This is a genomic window from Symbiopectobacterium purcellii (genome assembly GCF_052050035.1).
Classification (GTDB): domain Bacteria; phylum Pseudomonadota; class Gammaproteobacteria; order Enterobacterales; family Enterobacteriaceae; genus Symbiopectobacterium; species Symbiopectobacterium purcellii_A.
The window spans coordinates 3256691-3276915 of the sequence record NZ_CP189882.1; the positions used below are offsets into that span (position 1 = coordinate 3256691).

The following is a 20225-nucleotide window of genomic DNA, read 5'->3' on the forward strand; positions in this document are numbered from 1 at the left end:
CGCTTAGGCGGTTTTTTCATGACCGCAATCTGGTAACGGGTTGCGGGCGGAGTGCTTTCTATGGTCCCAACGATTGATGAATTGCGCAATCAGTGCCGAATAGACAGCGATGACGCTACCGAAGACCAGATGCTTACGCTTTACTGTTTGGCGGCAAAGGGAAGGGCCGAGAATTATATTAACCGTAAGTTATATGATGCTGCGGTGCCTGAAAACGAAAGTGAGGGGCTGGTGATCTCGTCGGATATTAAACTGGCGCTGATGCTTGCGGTTGGGTTTTGGTATGAAAATCGTGAGGCGCAGAGCCTGCCAGCGGGATTTTTCTCAATACTGCAACCTTACAGGTTTATTCCGCTATGAACATCGGAAAAATGCGCCACCGCGTCACCATCCAGAACTTCACCACAACACGCGATGCCAGCGGGCAACTCATCAAGACGTGGTTTGATGCTGCTACTGTGTGGGCCGAGGTCGCACCTATAAGCGGACGTGAGCTGGTGGCTTCAGGGGCGGTATCTGCTGAGGCGACAATTCGTGTGTGGATGCGTCACCGCCGTGATGTATCGGCGGCGTCACGGTTACTGTGCCTGAACGGGCCGTTTAAAGGCTTAACACTGGACGTTATCGGGCCACCCATCCCAGACGGTAAGTGCACCCGACTGGAAATATTGTGCAAGCTGGGGGTGAAACGTGATTGATTTTGGTCTTGATTTTTCCGGCCTGGACGATATTGCAAGGGATTTGGAAAAACTGAGTCGGGCCGAAAACAACAAGGTACTGCGTGATGCTACTCGCGCCGGTGCCGAAGTGCTGAAAGAGGAGGTTATTGCCCGCGCCCCGGTTCGCACTGGGAAAATGCGCAAAAACGTTGTGGTGGTTACTCAGAAATCACGGCGAAAAGGGGAAATATCATCTGGCGTACATATTCGCGGTGTTAATCCCCGAACGGGTAACAGCGATAATACTATGAAGGCGAAAAACCCACGCAATGTCTTTTACTGGCGCTTTGTTGAAATGGGTACAGTGAATATGCCTGCGCATCCTTTTGTGCGCCCTGCATTCGATACAGCACAAGAAATGGCGGCAGAGGCGGCTATCAAACGCATGAATACCGCTATCGACGAGGCATTGAGTAAATGACAGAAACCGATATTCATCCACTAATAACCGGAATAGCAAACGGTAATGTTTATCCCTATATCATTCCGCTGAATAGCGAAGGAGAGCCCGCGATTTCGCCGCCGTGGGTGGTGTTCTCGTTTGTGTCCCAACTATCCGCTGATGTGCTGTGTGGCCCAGCAGAAACCGCATCGTCCGTTCAGTTTGATGTTTACGCCACAACCATCGCCCAGGCGCGGGATATACGCAGTGCTGTTATTGCCGCAGTATCACCCCTTGCACCTGCCCATCAAATGCTCACTCAGGAATTTGACACCGAAACAGCATTGTACCGGGCTACAGTAGAACTACAGTTTATCGACTAACCCTACATCCTCATCATCCAGACCCGCCATAGAGCGGGTTTTTTATTTTGGAGACAGCCATGTCATCACTGTATGAAAAGTCACAGAAAACGGTGATCCGAATCTCGTCAGCGCCAACCACGCTGGAGGGGATTGATACCGCCACATTTCTCGATCTGACTTGCACCATTAAAGAAATTCAGTTCACTGGTGGACAGAAAAACGATATCGACGTAACAACGTTGTGTTCGGACGAAACGGAGAACATCAACGGCCTGCCTGCGCCGTCTGAAATTTCATTGTCCGGTAACTTTTACCGTAATCCAGCGCAGGATGCCCTGCGAGATGCCTACGACAATGACACGCGCTATGCCTTCCAGGTGATTTTCCCGTCCGGTAACGGCTTCCAGTTTTTGGCAGAGGTGCGCCAGCACACCTGGTCGTCAGGCACCAACAACGTGGTGGCTGCAACGTTCTCCCTGCGGCTAAAGGGCAAGCCAACAAACATTGCGCCCGGTCCACTGGCGTTTACAACTAATCTTCCATCGACAAAAACGGTGGCTGAGGGTGCTGCGTTGGCGATGGCCGTTGCGGTGAATGGTGGTATCGCGCCGTATTCCTACAAATGGCTGAAAGGTGGTTCCGCGATCAGTGGTCGCACATCTGCATCATTCAATAAGGCAGCGGCCGAATCAGGAGATGCAGGCGTCTATACCTGTGAAGTTACAGACTCGGCACCATCCCCGGTAACAATCACCTCCGCATCCTGCACTGTCACCATCAGCTAACCCGGAGCAACAAACGCATGGCAAAGAAAAGCATTAAATCTCTGGCTCTGGCTCCCGGTGCTGGCTTTCTCACCAAGGCTATCGAGGTGCCAGAGTGGGAGGGGGTGAAAGTCATGCTACGCGAACCCACCGCCGAAGCCTGGCTGCGCTGGCAGGATGCACTGAAAACCGACGACGACAAAGAAACTCTGTGTATATCTGAGCGCGCCCGCCGTAATCTTCACGCTGATGCCACGCTGTTTATCGATATTCTGCGCGATGAAGAGGGTGAGCCTGTATTTTCAGTCGATGATCTCGAAGAGGTGGAATGCGTTTATGGTCCTGTACACAGTCGCTTGCTGCGTCAGGCGCTGGACATCATCAACGACGCGGAGATAGCCAAAAAAAAGTAGCTCAGCCTGGCATGCAGTTTTTGATGGCGCTGGCGCTCCGCATGGGGCGCACGCTGTCAGAAATGCGCCAGACGATGACGGCCAGCGAACTGATGATGTGGATTGAGTACGACAAACTTTCCCCCATCAGTGATACGCGTGGCGACATTCAAGCGGCGCAGATTGTCAGTGCTGTTTGGGGGGCTCAGGGTGTAAAAGTGCCTCTCACTGACGCAATGCTCGACTGGTCAGGCAGGGAAGAGGATGAGGCCGATCCGTTTGGCAATCTGGAGGCGTTTCTTTCTATGGCGGCGAGTTAGCGTTCATGTATAGATCCCTACGTCAACTGGTGGTAGTTTGTAACCACTTGTTACTGATGACTATAGAGATGAAGATTTTTTTTGCTTTATTCATTTTTACTATTTATTTACCATTCGCAAATAGCAGACCAATCACAGAAGAAGAAATATTAGCAGTCGAGGAGTTAGTAAAAGAAAACTTGAAAGATCCTGACTCTGTTAAGTTTTATCATGGAGATTACCCTTATCCAGATAAAACAGGGATATATTGCGGATACATGAATGCTAAAAATTCATTTGGTGCTTTTACTGGTAAGCAGTTGTTCTCTAACTTTGTAGTGAGAAATAATGACGGTATTATCGTTGCGCCGACTATGGATTTTAATAAATTGACAGGTGAGCAGTATGATCAAGATATAATATCTTCAAATTGTGCATCAGCTGGTTATGACATTCCTGTTAAGAATAAATTTCTAAAGCAAGTGAACAAAAAAAGATCTAGCGAGGGAATACTTAACCTAAGTAATAATTACGTGAGAGAATAAACCTGCTTCGGCGGGTTTTTTTACAGCCGGAGAAAAAATGGCAACCCTGCGCGAATTAATCATAAAAATCTCAGCCAATTCACAATCATTTCAGTCCGAGATCGCCCGTGCTTCGCGTATGGGCGAAAACTATTACAAAACCATGCAAAATGGTGGGCGACAAGCGGCGGCAGCGTCGCGTGAAAGTCAACGCGCATTGGCAGAAGTCAATGCACAGCTTGCGTCGGTTAAATCTACGGCGTTGAGCATGACCGGTGCACTCGCTGGCGCATTCGCTACCGGGCATCTGATTAATCTTGCTGATCAGTGGAATTTGGTTAATGCCCGCCTGAAACAAGCATCAACGTCTACGCAGGATTTTACCAGTAACCAGTCTGCGTTAATGGCTCTTAGCCAAAGAACAGGAACCGCTTTTGCAGATAATGCAGGGTTATTTGCCCGTTCTGCGGCTTCACTGCGCGAATACGGTTACTCATCGCAGGACGCATTAAAGGTTACTGAGGCATTGGCTACCGGCCTTAAACTTTCTGGTGCTGGTGTTCAGGAATCCAGTTCTGTTATTACCCAATTCAGCCAGGCGCTGGCGCAAGGCGTCCTACGCGGTGAAGAGTTCAACTCTGTAAACGAAAATGGTGATCGCGTCATTCGTGCTCTGGCGGCAGGGATGGGTGTTGCGCGTAAAGACCTTAAAGCGATGGCTGATGACGGAAAGCTCACGGCCGACAAAGTTGTCCCTGCGCTCATTAGCCAGCTTGGAGCGATGCAAAAAGAGTTTGAGGCAATGCCAGCCACCGTTGGTGGATCGGTAACGAAAGTGCAAAATGCTTTTCAGCAATGGGTAGGTGGTGTTAATCAGACATCCGGCGTGACGGCCACGCTCTCCGGTACGCTGGATAAACTTGCAGGTAATATTGACGATGTAGCAACCGCAGCCGGGGCGCTGGTGGCTGTCGGTGCCGCCCGCTATTTTGGGAATATGGCTAACGGAGCATACAGCGCTACGGCGGGCATTATTTCAGCCGCAAAAAGTGAGGTTGCTTTAGCTGAAGCGCAACTTCGAGGAACTCAAATAGCTATCGCTCGCGCTCGTGCTGCTGTTTACCGCGCTCAGCAGGCATTAGTCGCTGCGCGCGGAACTGATGCTCAGGCGGCGGCAGAGGTCCGATTGAATGCTGCGCAAAATTCACTGTCACGAAACATAGCTGCGCGTACAACAGCTCAAACTGCATTAAATGGCATTACCGCTGTAGGCTCAAGATTGGCTGGTGGCATGTTGCGACTTATCGGGGGGTGGCCAGCCGCGCTTCTATTGGCTGGCGGCTCCTGGTATTCAATGTACCAAAACCAAGAACAAGCCCGACGATCTGCGCAGGAATACGCTACTACTATTGAAGAAATTCGCCAGCGATCAGGCGCTATGTCTTTAGCCGATACGGTAGATAATTATGATAAAGCAAAGTCATCGTTATCCGAACAGAACCGGTTGATTGATGAGCAAAAAGAAAAGGTTCGGTTAATCAAAGTGGAGATTGAGGGTTATCAGCAAATGCTGGCAAACGCAGGGCTAACCATCAATGGTTATATGATTAACCACTTGATGAGCGTTGAAGAGGCAACTAATGGACTGTCAGCGGCAACAGACAATTTATCCGTTGAGCAGGATCGTCTTTCTCGTCTTCAGAATAAATCTCAAGACATTCAAAGTGTTTTGGCAAGATTAGAACATCGCCGCGTGGTTTTAATTCAACAACAAGCTGCTGAGCAGAATGCTGCTTATCAATCTCTTCTGCGAATGAATGGACAGCACACCGAATTTAACCGTCTGCTATCTCTGGGTAATGTCCTATTATCCGCTCGTCAGGGTAGCGCGTCATTCCCGTTTCGAGTTCCTGACGCTACCTTAACAGACAAGCAAACGGATGCGCTGGAAAAAAGTCGTCAGGATCTGGAAATATCAAAACTTAAAGGTGAAGCAAGAGAGCGGCAACGTCTTGCTTATGCCGCCGATTCGCTTGGGTTTACTCATATTCCCTCAGACCAAAAAGCACGGCAGGAATATATCAATAATGGTGTGGCGGAGTGGAAAAATATCGAGGCCAATAAACCCACAGCAAAAGGGCCAAAAAGTGAAGAAGAAAAAGCGGTTGATACCTATGACCGCCTGATTAAGCAACAACGTGAACGGCTGGCGCTGGGGAGTTCAAACACAGAACTGGCAAAAATGGCGTATCAAACCTCTCAGGGTGAATTATCGACCCTTTCCAGTCTTCAAAAGCAGGAGATTTTACGCAATGCTGCATTGATAGACCAGGCAGAAATACGTAAGAAGGCTACTGAATACGAAAATGGTCTGATTGATTCCAATGCCAACGCTAAAGCAGCTAATGACGCGAACTTTATTGGTTTTGGTGAGGGCTCCCGCGTTCGTGAACGTATGCAGGAAATGATCAGCATTCGCCGCGAGTTTATCCAGAAAGATGATGAGCTACGGCGTCAGCATCAGGCGGGTGAAATTGATGACGAATTTTTCAATCGAGCCATTTCCCTGAATAAGCGCTATCTCGATAAACGCCTGAGTGACCAGCAGGTGTATTACTCCTCGCTTGATGACCAGCGCAATAACTGGATGGGCGGCATGCGTGATGGTTTTGCCGATTGGGCTGATGAGGCTACCGATTATACTACTCAGGCATCTCAAGGGATGAAGACAGCCATGAGCGGTGCGGTGGGGTCAATCACTGAAATGCTCAATGGCAACGTTGATAGTTGGAAAGACTGGGGTGTTAGCGTTCTTAAAATTATCGAGAACGTTTTGGTGAATATGATGGTTGCCAACGCAGCCAGCTCAATCGGCAGTTTATTTGGCATCGGACTCTCTGCTGCTTCGGGAATTGCAGGCGCTGCAAGCGCTGGCAGTACCGGGGCAATGGGGATGGGTACGGGGTGGCAGTCCTATGTCCCCAATGCTAAGGGCGGAGTTTATGACTCTCCATCTCTCAGCGCCTACAGTGGAGGTGTATACAGTACACCACAGCTTTTTGCTTTTGCTAAAGGCGCAGGGGTGTTTGCTGAGGCAGGACCAGAAGCCATCATGCCACTCACTCGTGCTGCAAATGGTTCGCTCGGTGTCAGGGCGATCATGCCAGATACATCTACCGTTAGTAATGGCGGCAACGTCTACGTAACCATTAATGAAAACGGCACAACATCTGTTGCGGGTAATGGTAATCAGGATTTCGCTCGTACATTCACGAAAATAATTCAGGAAGAATACCGTAAGTTGCGTGAAAAGGATTTGGGACAAGGTGGCGTTTTATCAGCAGCAAGAAATGGGCGTAGGGGAGGATGATGGAAACCTTTAATTTTTGCCCTCGCGTTAACCCGGAGGGCGCATTTACACAACGAACCCGATCGATACAGTTCGATGATGGGTACACCCAGCGGGCAGGCGATGGGATTAACAGCGAGTCACAAAGCTGGCCGTTAACGTTTGTTGGCGATAATGTCCATGTTCAGCCAATTATTGCATTCCTGCGACGTCACAAGGGCTATACCGCATTTCAATGGGTAAACCCATTCTCTGAGTTAGGGCTGTATTGCTGCCCTGACGGATTTAACGTTACGGCGCTGGGTAAAAACAGTCGTGGCGACCAGGTATTTCAACTCACCGCAACGTTTGTCACCGCCTATCATCCGTAATCAAGGCTAATCATGGCTATAAACACCGACTCCCAAAAACTGGAGCCGGGCGATCGCGTGCGTCTATTTGAAGTGGATTGCACCGCATTTGATGGCCCGGAATTGTACTTCCACAGTCATGCTATCGCTCATACCTCGGAGGAAATTGAGGAAGCGGGTGACGATGCAGCAAAGATACTCGCAAAATCGATCTGGTGGCAGGGCAAAGAATACAAAGCCTGGCCAACGCAGGTCGAAGGGCTGGAAATGACCAGCGACGGCAGCGCCCCCACGCCCACACTGACGGTGGGTAATATCGATGGCACCATTACGGCGCTCTGTCTGGCTTATCAGAATCTGGCACAAGCCACGGTGCGCGTTCACACTACGTTTGCCCACTATCTTGATGCGCGTAATTTCCCCAAAGGTAATGCCGACGCAGATCCAACGCAGGAACGATTAGAGGTCTGGTACATCGACAGCAAGACCGCAGAGGATGATGAGTCAGTGACCTTTAAATTGTCATCCCCGGCAGACCTGCAAGGCATCATGATCCCCACCCGGCAGATACACAGTCTGTGCACCTGGTGCATGCGTGGTCAGTATCGCGGGGCATCATGTGGTTATACCGGCACAAACTTTTTTGATGCGGATGGCAATCCTGTTGACGATCCGGCGCTGGATGAATGCTCGGGGTTGCTATCGACAGGCTGTAAGTTGCGATTTGGTGAAGATGCCGAATTGCCCTTCGGCGGTTTTCCCGGCTCCGCGCTGATTAAGAGGTGAATAGTGAAACTCAGCAAATTAATCATTACAGAAATACTGGCACATGCTGAGCACGTCTATCCCTATGAGGCGTGCGGATTAATTATCCAGACCGGGCGGAAACAACGCTATGTGCGCTGCCGTAATCAGGCGCTGGAGCCAGAAGAACATTTCACGATGAACCCGGAGGATTACGCAGAGGCGGAAGATAGCGGGGCCATCATTGCCATTGTCCACAGTCACCCGGATGCCACCACACAACCTAGTCATGTTGATCAGGCTGAGTGTGATGTGTCGCAACTGCCTTGGGTGATCGCCAGTTGGCCGGAGGGGGATATTCGCACCATTATGCCTGCGGAGAGTATCAAGCCGTTGCTGGGGCGTCCTTTTGTGCATGGCATCTGGGATTGCTATGCCATTGTGCGTGACTGGTATCTGTTGGAACGAGGCATAACGCTGCCCAATTTTGAACGCGCCGATGGATGGTGGAACCGTAGCGAAAACCTTTACATGAAACATTACGCCGAGGCGGGATTTACTGCTGTCAGTGGTGAACTACAACCCGGTGACGTGATCATTATGCAAGTACGCGCCAGCGAGCCAAACCACGCAGGGGTTTATGTTGGAAACGGTGAAATGCTCCATCATATGTATAACCAGTTGAGCCAAAAAATCCCCTATGGCGGTTACTGGTTTGACAGAACCATAACCCGCTTGCGCTATACAGGAGGTGTTAATGTCGGTAGCCATTGAGTACCAACCCCTAAAAAACATCCGTCTCTATGGCGTCCTGGGTGCAACGTTTGGGCGCGTGCACCGTCTGGCGGTTGAAAGCCGTCAGGAGGCTATCAAGGCGCTAAGCATAGTCATCCCCGGCTTTGAGAAGTTTCTACTGACGAGTAAAGCGCGGGGGCTGACCTATGCGGTATTTGACGGTAAGCGAAATCTTACGCGTGATGAGCTGGATTTTAATGTCAGTCATGAAATCCGTATTGCTCCCGTCATTATCGGGAGCAAGAAGGCGGGAATGTTTCAAACGATTTTTGGGGCCGTATTACTAGCCAGTTCTCTTATTCTTGGCCCTGCGTATGGAATTGGGTTTCTCTGGCCCAAACTAGCGTTCGGTATGGGAATGATGGGGGCATCGATGATGCTTGGCGGAGTGGTGCAGATGCTAACGCCCGTTCAGGGCGGGATTGCTATGCGTGAATCTCCCGACAACAAACCCTCATACGCTTTCGGTGGGCCGGTTAACTCCATTGCTCAGGGGGATCCGGTGCCGATCCTCTATGGCCGTCGCCGAATCGGTGGCGCGATTATCTCTGCGGGTATTTACGCAGAAGATCAGCAGTAATCATTATCCCTTCACACGTTTAAGCCGCGCTTAGCGGTTTTTTTGTTTTTGGAGCATTCATGACGATTCGTGGTCGTAAAGGTGGCGGCGGTAATGCCCGCACACCGGTTGAGTCACCTGATTCTATTCAGTCTACGTCCTACGCAAAAATTCTGCTGGCGTTGGGGGAGGGGGAATTTAGCGGTGGGCTGGATGGCTCGCGGGTTTTTCTGGACGGCACACCGATCACTGATGCGCACGGCAACGCAAACTTTTCAGGCGTGACGTGGGAGTTTCGCTCCGGCACGCCCGATCAATCCTATATACCCGGCTTCCCTGGCGTTGAGAATGAAATTACCGTCAGCACAGAATTAACCAGTCAGACAGCCTGGGTGCGGTCACTCACCAATACTCAGCTTTCAGCGGTACGTCTACGCTTTTCGTGGTCTGCACTCCAGCAACAACAGGATAACGGCGATGTTGGTGGTTATCGCATTGAGTATGCGATTGATGTGGCCACGGATGGCGGCAGCTATCAGGAACTGCTGAAAACAGCGGTCGACGGTAAGACTACGACGAAATATGAGCGTAGCCACCGTATTGACTTACCTGATGCAACAACCGGCTGGCAAATCCGTGTGCGTCGCATTACGCCGAATTCAACGAGCAACCGCATTGCCGATAAAATGGTTATTGATGCCGTTACGGAAATCATTGATGCGAAATTGCGTTACCCGGAAACCGCGCTGCTGTTTATTCAGTTTGATGCGAAACAGTTCCAGAATATCCCGGTCATTTCCTGTGAGCCCGATGGGCGCATTATCCGCGTCCCCTCAAATTATGATCCGGTAGCCCGAACTTACAGCGGGGCATGGAACGGCACCTTTAAATGGGCATTCACCAATAACCCTGCCTGGGTGTATTACGACATCCAGATCAGCGATCGCTTTGGCCTTGGCAACCGCATCAAGGCTGAAAACCTCTCCGTTTCAAAATGGTCGCTGTATCAGATTGCACAGTATTGCGATCAGTTAGTACCGGATGGCCGGGGCGGTAATGGCACTGAACCACGTTTTTTATGCGATGTGTATATCCAGTCGCAGGAAGAAGCCTGGACCGTGCTTAATGATCTGGCTGCAATCTTTCGCGGTGCCACGTTCTGGGGCAACAACCAGATGAATGTGATCGCCGATATGCCGCGCGATATTGATTACATCGTGACGCGCGCCAACGTGAAAGACGGGAAATTCACCTACAGCAACGCCAGCGAGAAAACACATTATAGCCAGGCCATGGTGTCATGGTCCGATCCTGCCAACAGCTATCAGGATGCCGTTGAAGCCGTCAATGATAACAAGTTGGTTAAACGTTACGGGATTAAACAGGCCGAAGTGACGGCGATTGGTTGTATTCGTCAGACGGAGGCGATCCGCCGTGGTAAATGGATTTTGCACACCAATGATGCGGACAGGGCCATTGCGTACACAATGGGGCTGGATGGCGATATTCCGGTGCCTGGCTCAATTGTTGGGGTAGCTGATTCGTTACTGGCAGGGCGTCCCCTGGGGGGTCGCATCAGTGCGGTTGACGGGCGTAACATCACACTTGATCGCGTATCGTCTGCGGCCATTGGTGAGCGCCTGATTGTTAACCTGCCGAGTGGGAAAGCGGAAGGGCGCACCATTGAAGCGGTAAACGACAACATCATTACGGTCACAACAGACTACAGCGAAACGCCGATCGCAGAATCTGTATGGGCGATAGATGCCACTGATTTGGCTTTGCAACTGTACCGCATTGTTGGTGTGGCCGAGGCTGATGGTGGTCTGTCATTTGATATCACCGGCGTCGAGTATGACCCGGACAAATGGGACAATATTGATAACGGCGCACGCATTGAATCGCGTCCGATCAGCGTTATTCCGCCTTCAGTACAACCTGCCCCCGAAAGTGTCGAGATTGGCAGTTACAACACTGTCGATCAGGGCATAAACGTTACGACACTTCGGGTAACGTGGGATCGGGCTGAAAGCGCAATCGCTTATGAGGCGCAATGGCGACGTGATAATGGCAACTGGATAAATGCAGCGCGTACTTCTGCGTTGGGTTTTGAAGTACCAGGCATTTACGCCGGGCAATATCAGGCTCGCGTCCGGGCTATTAATGCGGCTGAAATCTCCAGCATGTGGGCTAACGCGCAGGAGACCCGGCTTAACGGCAAAGAGGGCAACCCGCCTGCGCTGGCGAGTTTCATCACAGTGCCACTCGTTTTCGGCATTCAGCTTAACTGGAGTTTTCCTGCTGACACAGACGATACCCTGAAAACGGAGATTCAGTATTCCCCTACGAGCGACGGGCAGACTGCGTTGCTGCTGGCCGATGTGGCTTACCCCACTCGCACCTATCAGCAAATGGGGCTCAGTGTCGGTCAGGCGTTCTTTTACCGTGCCCGTATTGTTGACAAGTCAGGCAATCAGGGACCGTGGACGAACTGGATACGCGGGGGATCCAGCACAGACGTAAGCGATATTACGGATGTGATTGTGGGTGAAATCACTGAAACCGATGCATGGAAATCTCTGGTTGGTGAGGTTGAGAACAATACCCTGCAAATATCGGACGGCATGCTGAACAGCATTGAACAGGCCAAAGCGATTATCCGTAACAGCCTGGCTAACGATGCTGAAACACGACGCTGGCGCGCGCAGAACGGTGATAGAGCGGCAGAAATCACGGAAACGCGTGCAGTAATAGCAAATGAAGTTGAGGCCAGAACGATTGCGATGCTGGAAATGCAGTCAAGTATCGGCACGACGAACAGTAATCTGACGCAGTTGCAGCAGACAGTGGCAACGCAAAACGAAACCACATCGCAGCAGCTGACCGATCTCAACAGTCAGATGAACGATCCTGCTACTGGCCTTACAGCGAATGCGACGGCGGTGCAGGGGCTGCAAACCTCTGTCACCAACATTGACGGGCAGCTTACAGCGCAAGCTACGCAGCTCACCCAACTCACCTCCACGGTTAACGGTGTCACAACGGAAATCAGCGATATCAGCAGCATTGTGAATGGCACAGATGTGAAGTTGTCGGCCTATCGCACACTGCGCATTAAGGTTGATGCAAATGGGTGCCACTATGTGGCCGGCATGACGCAGAGCATTGAGGACTCGGACCAGGGTATGCAGTCGAATACTATATTCCTGCAAGACCGATTCTCGATCATGAATGCAGCCGGGGGAAATCCACAACTCATATTCACCACGCAGGGGGATCAGGTAATTATTAATTCTGCGATTATTGGTAAGGGCACAATCACTGACCTGATGATTGGCGATCTCATCAAGTCAAAAAACTATTCTGCTGGTGTTTCAGGGTGGATGATCAATAAAGACGGTACTGCTGAGTTCAACGACATGTTGTTTAGAGGCGACCTACAATCAAATAATTATGCTAAAGATGTGCGTGGATGGAAGATATCTAAGAACGGGGATGCTGAATTTCATGACGGTAGTTTCTACGGGACTGTCTATGCTGGAAAAATTGTTGGTGATGTTTATGATTACACCTACAGCTTTGCCGGAGAATATACCGGCATTATTGGTTTAGATGGTGGCGATTATAGCTATCAATTATTTAAAATAAAAAGAGAATTATTTGATAAAACAATCATTATGATTGGCTCGACCGACGAGAGGACCCGCGCTTTCAATCCTCCCATATACAGGGAAACTAATGAAATTTGGTTTTTCAACGGACAAACCGGCGCTGGGGGGTACGGTGGATTATATATTGATGATGATTTAGTCATAAATATGTGGGGTCGCGCCGAATTAGCACCCTATATCCGTCCTCGAAAAATAATTCTCACTATCCCAGCCGGTGAGGGATTTTCTGTCGTTTCAATAAAGATGCATAGAAGCCCATCGAGTGGTGGAACGATGGTTCACAAGGTTGTGTTCAAATTCGACGTTGCTGCTTTTCGGCAATCAAGTTCGATTACGCCGATAATGAATTGGCAATAAAGCAGGGTAAACGTATGAAAGCATGGCACACAACGGGTGCTATCTAATATTTGTAGTTGCTAGTTACAACCGGTGATCTTTAGAAAGTAAAAATATCTATCATGTTGGTATATAGCTAAGCGACATTATTTTGATAACAGCCAGCTATGCTTCTTTGCCACATATCAGGGCATCGGCTGTAATCATTTTTAAGTCGGTTGGCTATATCAACCAATGCTATCGAAAACCATAAACCGCATTCTGCGGTTTTTTTGTGTGTGGTGAAAATATGTCTTGGTATAAAACCGGAACGCTAACTGCCACTAATGGCAGCAAAATCATTACGGGCACAGGAACCCAATTCACTCATCCATTAAACGGTGTATCAGCGGGCCGGATGTTATTGTTGCCTGCTGCTGGCACTGTTCAGATTTATGAAATTGAGTCTGTGCAATCCGATACACAATTAACGCTGGTATCGGCGTTCAATGGCACAACGGGAACAGGCAAAGCTTATGCTATTCCCACCTCACCGGCTGTTTCGGTTGAACAGTTTGCCCATGAGTTTGCATCAACGCTGGCCTATTACCAGCAGCAACTATCAGGCTGGCAGCAGATATTAACCGGAGCGGGAAACGTTACCTTAACTACGCCCGACGGCCAGACTGTCACCGTTCGCTCGCAAAAGGCATGGGATGATGCGCTGAATGGGAAGGTAACAGGGGTTAAGCAGACTGGCCAGTTTGATGCTACCGCAGGCTCGCTATTGATAAACGGGGCTTGGGGTTGGGGGGCGAAAGGGCAGGCTTTCAACCGTGATGATGCGGCAATGATTGCGTGGCTTAGGGCTTCCGACACAGGGAGTCGCATATACCGTAATGACACAAGCCGTGTTTCTTATGGCCTCAGATATGCGCCGTCCGTTCTTCTAAAAACGGGCGATTTGTGGGCTTCAATGTCTTTTGGTCATGAAGCCGTTGTGGGAGCGCCGTCTTTTGGTATTAGGGCAACTGTAGGTAACGAAGCCGGAACGGCTACGGTGATCCATAACTTTTGGACCGACAAAAATCTTGCTAAGCAGACAGCGTCATTGGCTACTGCTGGTCAGGTGTTGGTTGCCGGGTTAGCTGGTGGTATTGGCAGTAACACATCGCAAGTGTTGCCCGGCGCAACCCTTGCATCTGATCACCGAGCAAATGGCGTTTGGTATGCCCGGTCAGCTGAACAGTCTGATGTTCCTAATAGCGGCTATTTACAAAATCTGTTCGGCAATCCAAGCAGCACCTATGGCGCTCAAGTTTGGATCGATGTGAGAAATAGCACGCCATCGTACCGTTTTAGAACAATCGAGAACAACGCCGTTGGTGCGTGGCATGAGTTGGCTACGCTCGACAGCGCACAGACAATATCCGGGCTAAAAACCTTAACTAACGATTTCTTTATTCTTAGGCAATACCCTGCGATATACCTTGAATCGACTACGGTCGCACAGGCAACAGTTGGGCGCAGGGTTCTTATTTCCGCTGAGAACGGACAACTTAAAATAATAAGACGGGACGGCACTGGATCAGCAACAGGACAAACCGTTGTAACGTTCCCGAGCGCTGCGTCCGGCAACGTGCTTGTTACTGGCAATAACGCCGTAACCGACTCCAACGGCTTCTGGAAAACAGCAAGCCCGGTTGTGAAGCTGTTCGCCGATGGTACCAGCGAGTTGACCAGCGAAGCTGAGGACATCACCACCGAACGTCTGAGTGAAGGTGTGTACCGCATTTCCGGCTGTTTGGGCCTGAATGCCGATCGCGCCTGGGGCGGTGATGAGGGCGGTATCGATGTGCCGATGTGCCGCAACAAGTTACCGCGCCTGTGGGTGGACTACGGTGGTGATGATGGAAGTGAGCAGATAAACCCGGATGGCTCGATAGTTATTCGCACCTATCACCGCCCACACCCGGATGCGCCTGTTTTCGCTCGCAATGAGATAGAGGGATACGCCAACGGCGACCCGATAGATATCCCGCGTGACACCTTCATATCGGTGCGTGTGCAGATGCCAGAACGTGAGGAGCCTAACCCGAAGGTAATTCACAGTAATGTTTATTGCAATACCGTAGCAAGCTAAACGAAAAACACACTCCGCTCGGCTAGGAGATTCCTGAACGTTACAGCACCCGTTAGAACACCTAAATAAAATGATTTGGTTAGCTTCATTAAGGTAACTTGTTGATTTAAATGGTACGCCCTATAGGATTCGAACCTATGACCTACGGCTTAGAAGGCCGTTGCTCTATCCAACTGAGCTAAGGGCGCATAGAGTGCGTTGTCACTATGGTAGGTAACCATAGTGGGCTGGATTATACCCACACGTCTTGGTGAGTCAACGCATTGCGCCCGGAATTATGTTATCTGGTGAATCGCTGTACAGTTTAACGCAATATCTGTTAACTGGCTTCCAGATTATCCCCCTTGCGTACAAAGGCAATCTATTGTGTATTAAGCACATGCAGGTCTGACAATTGCCAAGAGAAGAGCCCTATTGATGCAACGAAACCTTTTGAGGCGAGTGCCTCAACGCGCTGTGCAGGTGTGGCTTCCCGTCCTGTTTGCCGCATTATTTGCTCTGTTTTGCGCCTCGTCACCGGCTACGGCTGCTGATAACACCACGCCTGCGGATGTGACTGCTGCCGCAAAAATCAATGTAGACAGTGAAGTCGCCAAATTGCAAAAGCAGTTGGATGGCATCAAGCAGCAGGTCTCAAATGCCGCCAGCGACAGTAAATACGGCGAATTGAATGACGCTGTGCAGCAGTTGATCGGCAACACCAACGATCTCGCCACTGCGTTGGCGCCGCTTCAGGCACAGCTCCAGGCGCAAGTCGATGTGCTGGGGCCTGCGCCAGAGCAGGGGGCAGCGATAACGGAAACTAGCGAAGTTACGCGTAAACGTGCCAGTTTGAGTGTGCAAAAAACCAAACTGGACGCGCAACTGGAGCAGATTCAGGCCATCAGAACGGGGGGCCCTCAATCTCTCGGCGCAGATAGTTACGCTGCGTCGCAATGCGCTAAAAACGCAACTGGCACTTAACTCGGGCAGCATTCTGGGGGCGAGTTTCTGGTCCCCTCTGTTGGCGTCTCAGGGGCTTTGTTGAATAAATCGAACTTTCAGGGGATCGCCGGATCAAAGCACTATCATCGCTCCCGATAGCAGCTCCCCATGGCAAAGCAAAAGTTTAAAATCACCAACTGGCCCACCTACAACAAAGCACTCAGACAACGCGGCTCCCTGACGGTCTGGCTTGATGAGTCGGCCATCGCTGCATGGACTGACAGTTCTTCGCCTGAAGGTCGTGGTCGGCCGCTTTACTACACCGATATGGCTGTTACCACGGTTTTGATGATAAAGCGCGTGTTTAACCTGTCGCTCCAGGCATTACAGGGCTTTGTCGACTCGGTTTTTACACTGATGAGCCTGCCACTGCGCTGCCCGGACTACTCTCTGGTCAGTCGGCGGGCAAAAACCGTCAGTATCAGCATAAAAACGCCAACGCGTGGTGAAATCTCGCATCTGGTCATCGACAGTACCGGTCTGAAGGTCTTTGGCGAAGGTGAATGGAAAGTCAGGCAGCATGGGGCTGACAGACGAAGAGTGTGGCGCAAGCTTCATCTGGCAGCAGACAGTGCGACGCATGAGATTATCTGTGCCGACTTATCGCTCAGCGGAACGACAGATGCGCAGGCACTGCCGTGCCTGATTAACCAAACCCACCGAAAAATCAGGGAAGTGTCAGCAGACGGTGCTTATGACGCCCGTTACTGCCACGATGCGTTGCTAAGAAAGAAAATCAGGCCCCTTATCCCGCCGCGAAGCGGAGCCAAATACTGGCCGGACAAGTACCATGAACGTAACCATGCGGTGGCGAATCAGCGTCTGAGCGGGAGTAATGATATGTGGAAAAAGAAAGTGGGTTATCACCGGCGTTCAGTGGCAGAAACAGCGATGTTCCGCATAAAAACTTTGCTGGGTGGCCATCTGAGCCTGCGTGACTATGAGGCTCAAGTAGGTGAAGCCATAGCGATGGTCAAAGCGCTGAACCGCATGACGTTGTTGGGTATGCCACACAGCGTCAGGATAGGATAACAGGTGTAGCAGAGGGAGTCATCCTGTCGGCTAATTCTGATTTATTCAACAAAGCCCGTCTCAGGCTGAGGATGAAAAGCGGTTGACGCAGTTTCAGGCGCAGCTCAGTGATACGTTGAGTGCAACCTGGGAGCAGGACTGGCGGTATGGAACGTTGTTTTATAGCTAAACGACTTAATTTTGATTACATTATTTAAATGAGCTATTCAATTGATTTTAGACGTAAAGTGATATCTACACGGAAAAACGAAGGGTTGAGTATCCGAGAAACAGCGAAGCAATTTCGGATTGGCCCTGCCTCTGTATCGCGTTGGATTAATCAAATAGAGTCAAAAGCATCGACCACGCGTCAGCGAAAGATCGATAAATCCGAGTTGATAAAAGATGTTGAACAATATCCAGATGCTTACCAAAAAGAACGTGCAGAGCGTTTTGGCGTTTGTCAGAAGGCCATTTGGCAAGCGCTTAAAAAGCTGGGATTGACCTATAAAAAAAACTCTACGTCATCCGAAAGCCGACGAAAACGCCCGGCAGGGATTTCAACAGGCTTTGTTGAATAATTTAAGATACTGATTTATATAAGCATTATAAAATTTCAACGGGCTTTGTTGAATAATTTAACGTTTTGATTTACAACTTCTTTAGGTGGGATGCATGTACAGAAAATGTATTTTGTTAGAGCGATAAATCAAATAGTTAGCACAATAAAAAGCATTACGGTAGTAAAATTTAGTCGTTAAAATTTTATAATACCCATTTAAATCAGTATTTTAAATTATTCAACAAAGCCATTTCAACGACTAATTTTTCCTCTCGGAATGCTTTTTATTGTGCTAACTATTTGATTTGTCGTTCTAACAAAATACATTCTCTGTAAATGCATTCTAACTAAAGAAGATGTAAATCAAACGGTTAAATTATTCAACAAAGCCATTTCAACAAAAAAAACAACAGTATGAAAAAGAAGGTAAACCTATTGTTTTTATTGATGAAAGTGGTTTTTCACACGATGCCCCACGGACTCACGGCTATTCCCCAAAAGGTCAACGGTGTTTTGGCCTGAAGAACTGGGGAGCTAGGGGAAGAACAAATGTTATCGGCGCTTTATTAGGCACAACGCTGTTTGCTATCGGATTATTTGATATCAATATTAACAGCGATGTTTTCTATGCCTGGGTCACACAAGTCCTTATCCCAGTACTCCCTAAAAACAGTGTAATCATGATGGGCAATGCCACTTTTCACAAAAAACATAATATTCAACAAGTCATCATCGATGCAGGGTATATGGTGGAGTATTTGCCTACATATTCGCCAGATCTTAACCCAATTGAGCATAAATGGGCACAAGCAAAAAGCAAAAAAAGAGAGATGGGTTGCGATACAGAGAGTTTGTTCTCAGTCCATATGGTGTAATCAAAATTAAGTCGCTTGGCTATACCTGTAACGTTTTCCCCGATGAGGAAGTTGCTGATATAGCTCCCCGCCAGCCTGTCTCTCCTGCAGGATATAGCGATATAGCGTATTCTTGCTGACAGATATACCGAATTCCAGGTGCAAACGGCCACTGATGATTTCAGGTGAAGAGTGAGTGGAAAGCGCCTGCCTGATGAAGTTCTGAATGTGTGGCTCCAACGGGTAAAAAGCATTAAACTAGTTGCTGAATAGAGACTTGCATTTTTTGTCAGGCTATTGAGAATAAAAAGAGGTTTAACTTAGAGAATAAAGGTTTGAAATGATCAACAAAGAGCGGTTGTTACGAGATAATCGTTTATGTAAAGCAATCATTGGATTATCAGTCGAAGAATTGAAAAATTTAGCCGCTGAATTTTCAGCTTGTTATTTGATTTATCGGCAAAAGAATCGAAAAGATCACGAGCGGCAGATGGGTGGAGGGCAGAAAGGATTTATCCCAACCCCATTAGATAAACTGCTTTTTATTTTATTGTATTTAAAATGTTATCCGACCTATGATTTGCAAGGACTTCTTTTTGGTTTAGATAGAACACGGGTATGTCGCTGGGTAAAAATATTATTGCCGGTTTTAGAGATGACCTTGGGGCGAGAATGTGTTTTGCCCGCTCGTCAAATTCGCTCTGCTGAGGAATTTTTTCGCGCCTTTCCTGGAGTTAAAGACGTCTTTATTGATGGGACAGAGCGACCTGTCCAAAAGCCTAAGAATCTGCGTCGGCGAAAAAAATGTATTCGGGAAAGAAAAGACAGACCACTCGAAAAGGGCTTATTATGACTGACGAAACAAGGCAAATTGGATTTATCCCCATGAGCAAAAATGGGCGCCGTCACGATAAACGCTTACTCGATAAAGTCGATATAATTCGCCATATTCCTCCTGAGGGCTTTGTTGAATAATTTAAGATACTGATTTATATAAGCATTATAAAATTTCAACGACTAATTTTTCCTCTCGGAATGCTTTTTATTGTGCTAACTATTTGATTTGTCGTTCTAACAAAATACATTCTCTGTAAATGCATTCTAACTAAAGAAGATGTAAATCAAACGGTTAAATTATTCAACAAAGCCCCTCCTGAGGTAACCATCTGGGCAGATACCGGTTTTCAAGGTATAGATAAACAGCATCCTAATACACAAATCCCAAAAAAAGGAACTCGAAAAAGACCTTTATCGCCTGAACAAAAACAAGAAAATAAAATAATCTCGGGCATCCGTATTACAGTTGAACACGCCATCGCGGGTATCAAGCGCCTCGGTTGCATGACCCAAATTTTACGGAATCGTAGACCCTTTATTGATGATACCTTCTTACTCCTTAGCGCCGGTCTTTGGAATTTCCATCTCAGAACAGCGTAAAATTTA

At 48.9% G+C, this 20225-nt stretch carries 24 protein-coding genes and 1 tRNA gene; 23 read left to right on the forward strand and 2 right to left on the reverse strand.

The genetic code is table 11. The annotated features are described in order from the left end of the window. Window positions 1-60 precede the first annotated feature (60 nt). The 15 genes from ACQGXV_RS22485 to ACQGXV_RS22555 all read left to right on the forward strand — a co-directional run bounded on the left by ACQGXV_RS22485 (window position 61) and on the right by ACQGXV_RS22555 (window position 15371). Window positions 61-360, forward strand: coding sequence for a head-tail connector protein (locus tag ACQGXV_RS22485; protein WP_440863199.1), 300 nt, complete (start codon window positions 61-63; stop codon window positions 358-360). After that, window positions 357-698: a phage head closure protein gene (locus ACQGXV_RS22490; RefSeq protein ID WP_440863200.1), complete on the forward strand. Its 342-nt coding sequence runs from the start codon at window positions 357-359 to the stop codon at window positions 696-698. The genes ACQGXV_RS22485 and ACQGXV_RS22490 overlap by 4 nt, the downstream gene beginning before the upstream one ends. Then, complete coding sequence (locus ACQGXV_RS22495; protein WP_440863201.1) at window positions 691-1140, forward strand: HK97-gp10 family putative phage morphogenesis protein; 450 nt, start codon at window positions 691-693, stop codon at window positions 1138-1140. The genes ACQGXV_RS22490 and ACQGXV_RS22495 overlap by 8 nt, the downstream gene beginning before the upstream one ends. Further along, a complete protein-coding gene (gene gp17 / locus ACQGXV_RS22500) occupies window positions 1137-1484 on the forward strand; it encodes a tail completion protein gp17 (protein ID WP_440863202.1) in 348 nt (115 codons plus the stop codon). The genes ACQGXV_RS22495 and gp17 overlap by 4 nt, the downstream gene beginning before the upstream one ends. 59 nt (window positions 1485-1543) lie before the next feature. Then, window positions 1544-2251: an immunoglobulin domain-containing protein gene (locus ACQGXV_RS22505; RefSeq protein WP_440863203.1), complete on the forward strand. Its 708-nt coding sequence runs from the start codon at window positions 1544-1546 to the stop codon at window positions 2249-2251. Window positions 2252-2268: 17 nt separating this feature from the next. Next, complete coding sequence (locus ACQGXV_RS22510; protein ID WP_440863204.1) at window positions 2269-2643, forward strand: phage tail assembly chaperone; 375 nt, start codon at window positions 2269-2271, stop codon at window positions 2641-2643. A gap of 23 nt (window positions 2644-2666) precedes the next feature. Then, on the forward strand, window positions 2667-2942 hold the full coding sequence (locus ACQGXV_RS22515) for a phage tail assembly protein T (RefSeq protein ID WP_440863205.1): 276 nt from the start codon (window positions 2667-2669) through the stop codon (window positions 2940-2942). Between the two features lie 56 nt (window positions 2943-2998). Continuing rightward, window positions 2999-3466 carry a hypothetical protein gene (locus tag ACQGXV_RS22520; RefSeq protein ID WP_440863206.1) on the forward strand — a complete coding sequence of 156 codons (468 nt, stop codon included), beginning with the start codon at window positions 2999-3001 and terminating at the stop codon, window positions 3464-3466. A gap of 37 nt (window positions 3467-3503) precedes the next feature. Continuing rightward, window positions 3504-6815, forward strand: coding sequence for a phage tail tape measure protein (locus tag ACQGXV_RS22525; RefSeq protein WP_440863207.1), 3312 nt, complete (start codon window positions 3504-3506; stop codon window positions 6813-6815). Beyond that, window positions 6812-7165 (forward strand): phage tail protein, encoded by a 354-nt coding sequence (locus ACQGXV_RS22530; protein WP_440863208.1) that lies wholly within the window; start codon window positions 6812-6814, stop codon window positions 7163-7165. Before ACQGXV_RS22525 ends, ACQGXV_RS22530 begins: the two co-directional genes overlap by 4 nt. Before the next feature lie 12 nt (window positions 7166-7177). Further along, window positions 7178-7930, forward strand: a complete 753-nt coding sequence (locus tag ACQGXV_RS22535) for a phage minor tail protein L (protein ID WP_440863209.1) — start codon at window positions 7178-7180, stop codon at window positions 7928-7930. A 3-nt stretch (window positions 7931-7933) separates the two neighbouring features. Beyond that, window positions 7934-8662: a C40 family peptidase gene (locus tag ACQGXV_RS22540; protein ID WP_440863210.1), complete on the forward strand. Its 729-nt coding sequence runs from the start codon at window positions 7934-7936 to the stop codon at window positions 8660-8662. Beyond that, window positions 8646-9263 (forward strand): tail assembly protein, encoded by a 618-nt coding sequence (locus tag ACQGXV_RS22545; RefSeq protein ID WP_440863211.1) that lies wholly within the window; start codon window positions 8646-8648, stop codon window positions 9261-9263. Before ACQGXV_RS22540 ends, ACQGXV_RS22545 begins: the two co-directional genes overlap by 17 nt. Window positions 9264-9322: 59 nt before the next feature. Continuing rightward, entirely contained in the window at window positions 9323-13270 is a 3948-nt protein-coding gene (gene gpJ, locus ACQGXV_RS22550) for a TipJ family phage tail tip protein (RefSeq protein WP_440863212.1), read from the forward strand. Between the two features lie 268 nt (window positions 13271-13538). Continuing rightward, complete coding sequence (locus ACQGXV_RS22555; RefSeq protein ID WP_440863213.1) at window positions 13539-15371, forward strand: hypothetical protein; 1833 nt, start codon at window positions 13539-13541, stop codon at window positions 15369-15371. A gap of 111 nt (window positions 15372-15482) precedes the next feature. On the opposite strand, the gene ACQGXV_RS22560 is transcribed toward ACQGXV_RS22555, so the two are convergent. Continuing rightward, window positions 15483-15559: transfer RNA gene (locus tag ACQGXV_RS22560), tRNA-Arg, on the reverse strand. Between the two features lie 274 nt (window positions 15560-15833). Between ACQGXV_RS22560 and ACQGXV_RS22565 the strand changes: the two genes are divergently transcribed. From ACQGXV_RS22565 to ACQGXV_RS22585, 5 genes are all read left to right on the forward strand, one after another. Next, window positions 15834-16334: a hypothetical protein gene (locus ACQGXV_RS22565; protein ID WP_440867831.1), complete on the forward strand. Its 501-nt coding sequence runs from the start codon at window positions 15834-15836 to the stop codon at window positions 16332-16334. Beyond that, window positions 16297-16398, forward strand: coding sequence for a DUF3772 domain-containing protein (locus ACQGXV_RS22570; RefSeq protein WP_440867556.1), 102 nt, complete (start codon window positions 16297-16299; stop codon window positions 16396-16398). The genes ACQGXV_RS22565 and ACQGXV_RS22570 overlap by 38 nt, the downstream gene beginning before the upstream one ends. A 65-nt stretch (window positions 16399-16463) precedes the next feature. After that, window positions 16464-17387 (forward strand): IS5 family transposase, encoded by a 924-nt coding sequence (locus ACQGXV_RS22575; RefSeq protein WP_440863214.1) that lies wholly within the window; start codon window positions 16464-16466, stop codon window positions 17385-17387. Window positions 17388-17584: 197 nt separating this feature from the next. Then, window positions 17585-17947, forward strand: a complete 363-nt coding sequence (locus ACQGXV_RS22580) for an IS630 transposase-related protein (RefSeq protein WP_440863215.1) — start codon at window positions 17585-17587, stop codon at window positions 17945-17947. Window positions 17948-18290: 343 nt separating this feature from the next. Beyond that, the gene (locus ACQGXV_RS22585) at window positions 18291-18803 is read left to right on the forward strand and encodes an IS630 family transposase (RefSeq protein WP_440867557.1); all 513 of its coding nucleotides are present in this window, start codon (window positions 18291-18293) and stop codon (window positions 18801-18803) included. A 6-nt stretch (window positions 18804-18809) separates the two neighbouring features. Here the strand turns inward: ACQGXV_RS22585 and ACQGXV_RS22590 are convergent, their stop codons facing one another. Further along, window positions 18810-19022, reverse strand: a complete 213-nt coding sequence (locus ACQGXV_RS22590) for a hypothetical protein (RefSeq protein WP_440863216.1) — start codon at window positions 19020-19022, stop codon at window positions 18810-18812. A gap of 100 nt (window positions 19023-19122) precedes the next feature. Between ACQGXV_RS22590 and ACQGXV_RS22595 the strand changes: the two genes are divergently transcribed. From ACQGXV_RS22595 to ACQGXV_RS22605, 3 genes are all read left to right on the forward strand, one after another. Beyond that, on the forward strand, window positions 19123-19635 hold the full coding sequence (locus tag ACQGXV_RS22595) for a helix-turn-helix domain-containing protein (protein ID WP_440863217.1): 513 nt from the start codon (window positions 19123-19125) through the stop codon (window positions 19633-19635). Continuing rightward, entirely contained in the window at window positions 19587-19757 is a 171-nt protein-coding gene (locus ACQGXV_RS22600; RefSeq protein ID WP_440863218.1) for a hypothetical protein, read from the forward strand. Before ACQGXV_RS22595 ends, ACQGXV_RS22600 begins: the two co-directional genes overlap by 49 nt. A gap of 123 nt (window positions 19758-19880) precedes the next feature. After that, window positions 19881-20219 (forward strand): transposase family protein, encoded by a 339-nt coding sequence (locus ACQGXV_RS22605; protein WP_440867558.1) that lies wholly within the window; start codon window positions 19881-19883, stop codon window positions 20217-20219. Window positions 20220-20225 lie beyond the last annotated feature (6 nt).